This window comes from Photorhabdus sp. RM323S (genome assembly GCF_042879375.1).
GTDB classification, from domain to species: domain Bacteria; phylum Pseudomonadota; class Gammaproteobacteria; order Enterobacterales; family Enterobacteriaceae; genus Photorhabdus; species Photorhabdus tasmaniensis.
Genome location: NZ_JBHFKZ010000055.1, coordinates 26,778 through 36,102, shown reverse-complemented (window position 1 = coordinate 36,102; position 9,325 = coordinate 26,778). Strand labels below are relative to the sequence as shown.

General features: G+C 35.5%; 6 protein-coding genes. 2 read left to right on the top strand and 4 right to left on the bottom strand.

What is annotated here, in order from left to right:
* A partial coding sequence (locus ACGF7G_RS18405) for a hypothetical protein (RefSeq protein WP_387467412.1) occupies window positions 1-204 on the top strand: 204 nt, incomplete at its 5' end.
* Window positions 205-218: 14 nt separating this feature from the next.
* Window positions 219-674 carry a hypothetical protein gene (locus ACGF7G_RS18400; RefSeq protein WP_387467410.1) on the top strand — a complete coding sequence of 152 codons (456 nt, stop codon included), beginning with the start codon at window positions 219-221 and terminating at the stop codon, window positions 672-674.
* A 455-nt stretch (window positions 675-1,129) separates the two neighbouring features.
* On the opposite strand, the gene ACGF7G_RS18395 is transcribed toward ACGF7G_RS18400, so the two are convergent.
* From ACGF7G_RS18395 to ACGF7G_RS18380, 4 genes are read right to left on the bottom strand one after another with little or no spacing between them, the layout of a single operon-like run.
* A complete protein-coding gene (locus ACGF7G_RS18395; protein WP_217470305.1) occupies window positions 1,130-1,660 on the bottom strand; it encodes a cysteine hydrolase family protein in 531 nt (176 codons plus the stop codon).
* A 34-nt stretch (window positions 1,661-1,694) separates the two neighbouring features.
* Window positions 1,695-4,028 (bottom strand): penicillin acylase family protein, encoded by a 2,334-nt coding sequence (locus ACGF7G_RS18390; protein WP_387467408.1) that lies wholly within the window; start codon window positions 4,026-4,028, stop codon window positions 1,695-1,697.
* A 21-nt stretch (window positions 4,029-4,049) separates the two neighbouring features.
* Window positions 4,050-5,198, bottom strand: coding sequence for a hypothetical protein (locus ACGF7G_RS18385; RefSeq protein ID WP_387467407.1), 1,149 nt, complete (start codon window positions 5,196-5,198; stop codon window positions 4,050-4,052).
* A gap of 1 nt (window position 5,199) precedes the next feature.
* On the bottom strand, window positions 5,200-9,273 hold the full coding sequence (locus ACGF7G_RS18380; protein WP_387467405.1) for an amino acid adenylation domain-containing protein: 4,074 nt from the start codon (window positions 9,271-9,273) through the stop codon (window positions 5,200-5,202).
* Between the last annotated feature and the right edge of the window lie 52 nt (window positions 9,274-9,325).

Genomic DNA, 9,325 nt, shown 5'->3' with positions numbered 1-9,325 from the left:
AAAGGCGCCGTACTGTCCTGCCAGTCCGGTTTGTGGACAAAAGCAGAAGCCACTTTACAGCAGAATCAATGTTATCAGGATGGAAACTGGGGTGGACGTGATTTCGCTGAACACCGATGTAAGCCCGGATATTATGCGGCGGGACTTAAATTTGTGGGTCACCAACGCAGCGAATCAGCTTATGTTATCACCTGTTGTAAATAGCTTTAGAACGTAACATGTTAATATATCTGATTTTTATTTTAGGGGTTTTGTGTTGTCCTTGCTTTGCACTGGTGAGCAGATTAACGCCCTGGCGGGGATTTATCTGTTCGGGGGTTCGGCGCAGGAAAAAACGGTATTACGTCATTCATCTGTCCCCGACTGACAGGATAGGGCGTCTGACGCGAAGCCGAACCCGGTGTTTTCATGCGGCATTTGTTCGCGAACTTGAGGGGGTACTTTTGCGGGCAGACAGGGATATTCTGTTTCGTTCTCATTTGATGCGGCCTGCTCAAATACAGCTGGCCTGTTCGGTTCTGGCACGTTACCCGACATGGCGTTACCGGATGGTTAAAGTAGTGATCCCTCGCTGGGAGCGAACAGGAATTACATTACAAAACTTACTGTATGAGTGGCGTTATACTCCGACGGCTGCCTGTGGTGTTATGGTGGTGGTGAAGCAGGAAAAATAACATTTTATATTGGGGTGTAATTTTCATTTTTTCATGTTGAATCTTTTATCGTCATTCTCTTTGGTTTTGCACAGTATGCTTCCCGGTATCAGGTAATCATATGATTAGACTCTAATCACGACCTGAATAACGCTAACTCGGTTTAATGATTTATCTGACATAGTCACCAACATCCGAATGTCCTTCTTATGGCAATAAGGGTTTTATCCTTATATGCCATAAAAAGTGACATTACTAAATTGGTGCTACAGATTCATTATGTCGTTTCCATTTTATGTCAAATGGATAACATCAAATCATATTTATGGTTAGTTGGATATCTGCTTGATGGGCGTATTACATTTTCGTTACGAAAGCATGCAATATATACTTTCAGTGATCTTTCCCTGCATGATCCCCTTTTTGGGAAAAATCAAGCATCTTCATTGAACACAGGTATAGCTGATGATGGGATTCTAATTATTATTAAATATGACTTTGTCAGTTAAGATGACCGATGCAAATAACGCACCAAGAATCTCATTATGATGAGCAACAATTTGTTTGGCATCTAATACATCGCCATCACAAGTACTATGGGCATCCCCAACTAGCGTAACATTATAGCCTAATGAATATGCTCGGCGGCAAGTAGAATCAAGACAATATTCAGTCTGCATTCCAGCAAGTATAATATTATTAATAGCTAGCTCACTAAGAACGCTATGTAATTCTGTTGACTGGAATGAATCCGGGTGTTTTTTTTGAATTATTATGTCATTGGGCGTTACGCTTATCTGATCAATAAATTGATAGCCAATATTACTGTTTTCCAACGGATGACATTCACCACCACAATGTTGCATATATATAATTGGTATTCCAGCTTTTCTAGCCTGATTAATAAGAGAGTTTATATTTTTGATCAATCGTACTTCATCATAAATTGGCTTATCTAACATAAACAAGCCTTTTTGCATATCTATAATAAGCAAGCCTGATTTCATAATGTGAAATCCTTATGTGGTTGTTAATAACAATCTATTTAGATGATGGTTCAAAAGAAAGTTTTTTTATAAGATTATTATTGTATAATTTAATATAATCGCTCTTTTGCCATAATTGTAACATATCATCATAATTCTTATGTAAAATATTTCCTGACTGACCTAGTGATAAAATAAATAGGCTATTATTATCTATATCTGCTAGGTCTATAATTTGTCTATAACCTGGACCAACGATGTTTTTGAAGTCATCATCATATATTCCAACATTTACTGTATATTTCCCGCCACTAGTGGCAATATCCCTGTTCCATAACCAACCTAGCCATGGCGATTCACCAATGACTAATCCTTTAAATTGGGCTTGGTGTACCCTTCCCCATTGCCATTTCGATAAATTATCCCCATTATCTGATTTAAGCCTGGTCATCGCCGCATGAAGTGATTTAGATAAATAATCTGAACAATTTTGTGTGAATTCCGTAAGACAAAAAGAACCTTCAGAGCTTAGCTGTTTTTTAAGGAATAATGATTCGGACCACTTAAAGGGCGTATCAATTATATTATTCATTTTGGATAATTCTTCGTACCAATATGACCAGATTGTAGGTTCAATTCTATTCCTAACCATTTCACCATCCCATTTTTGTAATTTTTCAAGGGCGACTTCACTAAGATCGTCATTTGGTTTAATTTTTTCCAATAGGATAGGCATAAAATCTAACCATAAATAACTTTTTATATCATTTTGAAGCTTTTTTGTATCTTCAATATTGATTTTTTGACTATTTATGATTGTATCGGTAATACGTTTTGCGCGGTAAGGGGGAACATTCCAGCTGCTGGTGAGTAAAAACGGATATTGTTCAGAAACAATCTTGTTATTTGCTGATACAATATAACCTTTTTCTGGATTTAAAACATGGGGCATCTCATTGAAGGGAATATATTCTGTCCAACCACCGCTATTTACTGGAAATCTCGGGTCAATATTGCTCCTAATTGGTACCCTTGCAGCCAGATAATACCCAATGTTACCTTTTATATCTGCATAGAGAAAATTTTGTGCGGGTGCAACATATTCGCTTAAAGATAATTTAAATTCTTCCCAGTTATTTGCATACCCTAATGTTATTAGTGCTTGCGCAGATTTATCTCTAGGCATAAGCGCCGGCCACTTTATTGCAATATCTCTTCCAATCCTATTCGTAGGTTCTATGCTACTAATAACAGGGCCTTCATCACTTAATTTTACAGAATAGAGTACGTCCTGTTTGTTTTTTACCTTGATTCTTTCTTCAATTATCACTTGGTTTGAAGGGTTAATGAATAAATCTTGATTGTCAATGACCGCAGCAGTAACTCCCCAGGCAATATTTTTATTGTGTCCAATTACTATCGATGGGAAACCGGGAATTGTTGCTCCGGTTACGTTTAAATTAGGTCCTTGCATGGTAGCTAAGTACCATAAATTAGGTGCAGAAAAAGATAAATGAGGATCGTTTGCTAATATTGGTTTCCCTGTTTCTGTATGTTGCCCAGAGATAACCCAAGCATTAGAACCAAGACCATAAGACTCCACGGATCTAATATAAGAACTAATTTTTCCATCAAACAGATCTTTCTTCTTAATATTCTTTATTGTAGATATATTAGTACTAACACTATGATTTAACTTATTGCTTTCCCTTATAGAAGAAGTCCAATCACTATCAGAAAGTGTGATAGGCGCATCTTTGGGGTAGCTTATGCTTGCAAGATTAAATTTTTCTTGGCCAAGTTGTGTTATCACGAGATGGTTCTTTAATTTTTCCTCCCAGGCACGATCTAAATTCCAAGCTAATATTTTTTGCCAGGATATAGTATCAATATTCGTCCAAAGTTCTGGCTCATATCCTAATAGTAAAATTTCGATAGGATACTTTTTTAACTTTAAAAATTCATTAACGCCGGCAGTATAACTTTCTATAATTTTTTGAGTATTATCATTCAAAACATCGAGTGACGACTTGGCCGCTCGTTGAAATTGCCAGGTTCTAAGAATCTTGTCATTATCAAGCGCTTCCTCCCCGAAGATTTCACTGAGCCTACCCTGAACGATACGCCGCTGGACCTCCATTTGCCAAAATCTATCTTGTGCATGAGTAAATCCTAAAGCGAAGTAGGCGTCTAAATCGTTTGATTCGGCTTTTATGCGAGGAATACCTAGTTCATCGCGCGCAATAGTAACTTTTCCGTATAACCCTTTGAATTTAATCTGCCCGTCATGTTTTGGACTGGTCGAGTTGTACAGATAGCCGACTAAGGCAATAAAACCGAAAGTTGAGAAACAGAACAGGAAAAAAAAATATTTAAACAATTTTTTCATAAAAGTCTATTTCCTGAATTATTAGATAGGATTAATTTGGTATATTGGAAAATAAGTGTCTAAACTTTCATATAAACCGAGCTTAGAAAGATGGGGGATGTCATCCCACTGCCATATTTTATCGGTTATAGGGGGGAGCCAACCATTTGTTTCTGCAAAGGTAACAGCGTCTAGGCCTTCTTCATAAGAAGCATAATGTGTGTGAACATGAGTGTGGCGCTTAATACACTCCACAGCCCGGGAAGAGGTCAGATGCATTCCTTTTTTCCAACCGGACGTTGTTATTACGCCTGGAGAAGCTAACGCCTTTAATGTTGCCCTGAACACTGGAAAACCTACTAGATCCATGAAAATAGCAACGCCTTTTTCAGAAGTTTTTTCGTTAATAATATTTAAGAAGGTTTTTTCAGCTTGCCGATAATTTTTTTTGAAATTTTTATCTGTGTTATAAAGTTCCTCGTTATAAGCCAGATCGCGGAATAAGTTCCTATCGATTGAGTCAAGACCGACATCTGTAATATATTTTAACATCGTTTTTTTCGATGAGATAAGTCCTGCATTAAAACCATGAATTTTTGCTAGAGTGACAAAGGCAAATGAAACTCCGCCTCCCCAAGCACATACATAGGCATCAGAATATGCAGCTTTATTGTTTTTAATGTTAGCCAGCCAACAGTTATAAGATACTTGCCAGTTTGACCAGGCTGTAATATAACGTAAAGAAAAAGCAGCCCACTGTGGTAGCGTATACTTTGAGTTTTCAGGTATTGGAATAAGATATTTATGATGTAACTTAACTTTTTTCGATAATAATCCTATTGTATTAGGTTGATCATAGGCATAAATTTTTTGCGGAAATTTATTATTTCTTGTATTTTCACCACAAAATAAAATACAGATCATACCTTCTCGTAAATGTTTTATAGTATTACTAACCTTGAGAATGCGAACAACACCTGAATTACCAATAACAACTTTGTCCTCTTTTCTTTCTTTACAGATGTCAATTGGTTGGCGTTCTAAAGCGTGTCCCATATTACCTTCCCAGCATCCATAAAGAGGTTCAGCTAACACTTCCTCCGGCTCAATATCTTTAATATAGATCATTTCTCTTTCAAGGTTTTTCCTTTCAAGCCCTTTGTATAACATCCATACTTCTACTTGTTCCATGTTATTCTCCATTAGTAGCAGATGATATATTACTAGTACTCTCGATTAGAATACGGCTTAACTCTGTAACTTTATCTTTTAGGAAATAATGACCAGCATTTTCTATTACAACTAAATCAACTTGGTTACTAAAGGCGCTCCATTCTTTATATTTTTTCATATAATTTGGTGTCAATGGGTCATTTCCTCCAATAATACACGTAATTGGAGATTTTAATTTTTCCTTTGATTTAAGGTGATTATATATATAGTCTTCAGCCCAATTGGCATCACGAACAAATGCTTCTGTCACAAAAGATAATTTTGTTGGATCTTCTATCTCTTCAATTCCCCCTAACTTTTGTATGTAATTCAATATAGCTTGTTGGTTTCTAAAAGGATTAACTAGTTGAATATTACCTATTGCTTTTAATAATTTGTTTCTTGCCCATGGCAATGCGGCACCAACAAATGTTCTTTCAACCCTAAAACCATTTTTTTCCAATTGCTTAGCAATTTCAAGAGCCAAAGCAACGCCGGCACAATGCCCGTAAAGATAAAGAGATATTGTTTCCCCAAAAACAGTTTTTAACTCATTTGTGCACTGTTCGGCTATGCTTTCTATAGACTTGTTGTTATTTTTAGTATCTGGAATTGCTACTGCGTATACATTAAACTTATGTTCGATTAACTTTGCTAAATATTGATAAATAACTGCACTCCCTCCACCATAAGGTACACATACAATCGTTTTCTTTTCTTCAACATGATTAGCATTGGTTGAGAACTGATATATGAGCTTTTCATCTTTTTGGCAAGAGTTATAATTATCAATCTTAGTAGCTAGCTGAGAAATAGTTGGATTTCGCATTAAATCGATCACATTAATATTAATAGGTAGTTTTTGTATTACTCTGATTAATTTTAAAGAGTTGCCTCCTATCTCAAAAAAATCATCATCTATAGATATTGTTTCAACATCTAAGATTTCTTTCCAAATTGCGGTGAGCATTTTTTCTGTTTTAGTTATAGGAAGAGTAATATCTTGACGTAACTCAATTTTTGAATAGCAATACTCTTGTAATTGCCGTCTGTCAACCTTACCGTTAGGCGAAAGAGGGATTTTTTCGATAAAGACTATATGAGAAGGTACCATGAATGTAGGAAGGTAATCACTAATATGGCTTTTAATTTGTGTAACTGTAGTTTCCACTTTTGGAGCCATAATAATAAATGCAGCTAAACTCTTCGAAGTATTCTCATTATTGAGAGTAATTACTAGCGAATCTAAAACACCAGGTATTTTTTTTATAACGTTGGCAATTTCTTCCAACTCAATTCTTAGGCCATGAATTTTTACTTGGCTGGTATCTATACGGCCAATTAATTCAATATTCCCATCTGGCATCCAACGAGCTAAATCTCCAGTTCTATAAAGTCGCTCTCCAGTAATGTTAGAAAAAGGATTAGATATAAATTTCTCTGCTGTTAAAGAGGGGTTGTTTATGTATTCTTTGGCTAACCCTATTCCGCCTATATATAGTTCACCTTGCATACCCGTTGGTAGCGGCTGCAATGTTTTTGACAATATATAGGCCGTTTGATTTTTCATTGGATGTCCATAAGGGATACTCTTCCAGTGGTCTTGAATAGACTTCACTGGATAGATTATGGAGTGGATAGAGGCTTCTGTAGCACCACCGAGGACTACGATCTCTGAGTTAGGTATCACCTCTTCTTTAATATTCTTTAACAATGGTATAGGGGCCCAATCACCACCTAAAATTATCAATCTAATTGATTGAATTTTATATCTATCTACGATTTTTATTGATTCTATTAACAGAGACAATATTGCTGGAGCTGAATTCCAGACACTTATGTTAAATTTTTCAATTAGTTCAACCCAGTGACGCGGATCTTTATGTTTACTTCTTTCTGGTATAACTACAGCCGCACCGGCAGCTAGAGTACCAAAAATTTCATAGACAGACATATCGAAGCTTGTTGATGAAATTAATATTAGCCGATCGCTTGGTTTGAGAGAAAAATTTAAGTTTAAGTCGAGCAGGTTATTTACAATTCCTCGATGTTTGATTGCAATTCCTTTAGGTCTTCCTGTCGAACCTGATGTATAAATTACATAGGCCAAACTTTCAGGATCCGCATGATAAGAGAGTTTAGAGTCGGTCGGTAGACTATTATTGTTTGCTTCTTCTACAATAAGTAATTGTCTATTATTTTCTTCGGTATTGATATTTTTAACATACTTTTTCTGAGTAACTATCGTTGCTACCTCTGCATTATCTAGCATGTATTGTAATCTTTCTTCAGGATAACTAGAGTCTAGAGGAAGATAAGCAGCGCCTATTTTTAAAATAGCAAGCATATATTGAATTAATTCTGTGGAAGGATCTACACAGATTGCTACTATCGCTCCGGGCTTTACACCAAACTGATAAAGAGCTTGTACAGTCAGATTAACTTTATGAGACAGCTCAGAATAAGTTATAACTTGTTCCCCGTCATAAACGGCAACTGCTTGTGGGTTATTGGCTACCTGCCTTTCAAAAAGTTCATGCAGTTGAATATTTTCTATCGGTATCGTTGTATTATTGACTTTTGCTAGGAAATACTCGTCACCTTGATTAAGTAAATTCAATCTATTGATATTTATTGCCGGATTTGTGATTATTTTTTCTAATAAAATATTAAAACGTTGGGTAATACTTCTTGCCGTTTCTTTTTTATAAAGATCAGTATTGTATTCTAATACAGCTTTAACGCCGTTATCTGATTTAATTAAATGTAATAACAAATCATATTGTGCAATGTTTTTTTCAGGTGAGATCATTTCTGAAAAAAGATTATTCATTGTATCAACTTCTAAGTCTGCATTGTGGAATACGATCATCATTTGTACTAAAGGGCTAAAACTAGAATCACGTTTCGGTTGTAACTCTGAAACTAATAGTTCAAAAGGAAGATCTTGGTGTGAGAAAGCTTCACTTGTCTTATTACCTATTCTTCGGATTAGCTCAATAAATGTAGGATTGTTCGAAAGATCGCTACGTAATAGCAATATATTAATAAAACATCCTATTAGTGGTTCTATTTCCGCTCTATTACGATTAGCTATCCCTGTACTAATCGTAATATCTGTTTCTTCCGTATAAATATAAACTAGTAATTTAAAAACTGTTAATAGACCGACAAATAAGGTTACATGATTTTCCTGACAAATTTTTTCCAATATTTTAACTTTTTCTTGGGATATATCGAAAAATATAGAGGCTCCATTATACCTCTGAATAGAAGGTCTTGAATAGTCCCCATCAATGGTTAAATTAGGGATAAAATTATTTAATTCTTTTTTCCAGTAGTTTAATAGTTTTTCTGAGTGTTCTTTTGTCGTTAATCGCTCCCTTTGCCAAACAGAGAAATCCTTGTATTGTATTGATAATACATCAAAATTTGGCTTAACGCCTTCAAGGTAAGCATTATATGCAATAGTTAGTTCTCGCCCTAAAACAGGTACAGACCACCCATCAAATACCATATGGTGTGTTAAGAATATAAACCAATGTTCAACATTACTTAATTTAATTAGCTTGGTTTTAACTAATGGCCCTTTTTCTAAATTAAAAATATCCTGTACTGATTCATCTGTAATTTCGTGCGCTTTTGCTTCTCTGTCACCAATATCATCATAATTACTGAGATCAATGATAGGCAGCTTTATACTAAGAGATGGCATTATCTTTTGGAGTGGCATGTTATTTTCGGTAGGGAAAATGGTTCGTAATATTTCATGCCTATCAATAACCGTTTGTACCGCCATTTCCAGTGCAGAATAATCCAGTTGCCCTTTTAATTTAATGACAAAAGGAGTGTTGTAAAATGCACTGTTAGGCTCTAATTGATGTAAAAACCAAATCCTCTCTTGAGCAAGAGACAAAGGGATTTCACTTTGGGTCGTTGGTTGTATTTTTTCCTTTTCTGCCAGTTGAATGCCCTTTTTTTTAAGTAGTAGATCAAACAGTTCTTTTTGCTGTTCAGAAAGAATGGGGAACCCTTTAGATAGTTTTACTGCCATAAATCGCTCCAAATATTATGATCTAAACATCATTTAACTCTAATTACTAAAA

What these genes read in the sequence shown, in the direction of transcription:
- ACGF7G_RS18400 (WP_387467410.1), top strand. Translation starts at nt 219, where the DNA reads ATGTTAATATATCTGATTTTTATTTTAGGGGTTTTGTGTTGTCCTTGC.
- ACGF7G_RS18395 (WP_217470305.1), bottom strand. Translation starts at nt 1,660, where the DNA reads ATGAAATCAGGCTTGCTTATTATAGATATGCAAAAAGGCTTGTTTATG.
- ACGF7G_RS18390 (WP_387467408.1), bottom strand. Translation starts at nt 4,028, where the DNA reads ATGAAAAAATTGTTTAAATATTTTTTTTTCCTGTTCTGTTTCTCAACT.
- ACGF7G_RS18385 (WP_387467407.1), bottom strand. Translation starts at nt 5,198, where the DNA reads ATGGAACAAGTAGAAGTATGGATGTTATACAAAGGGCTTGAAAGGAAA.
- ACGF7G_RS18380 (WP_387467405.1), bottom strand. Translation starts at nt 9,273, where the DNA reads ATGGCAGTAAAACTATCTAAAGGGTTCCCCATTCTTTCTGAACAGCAA.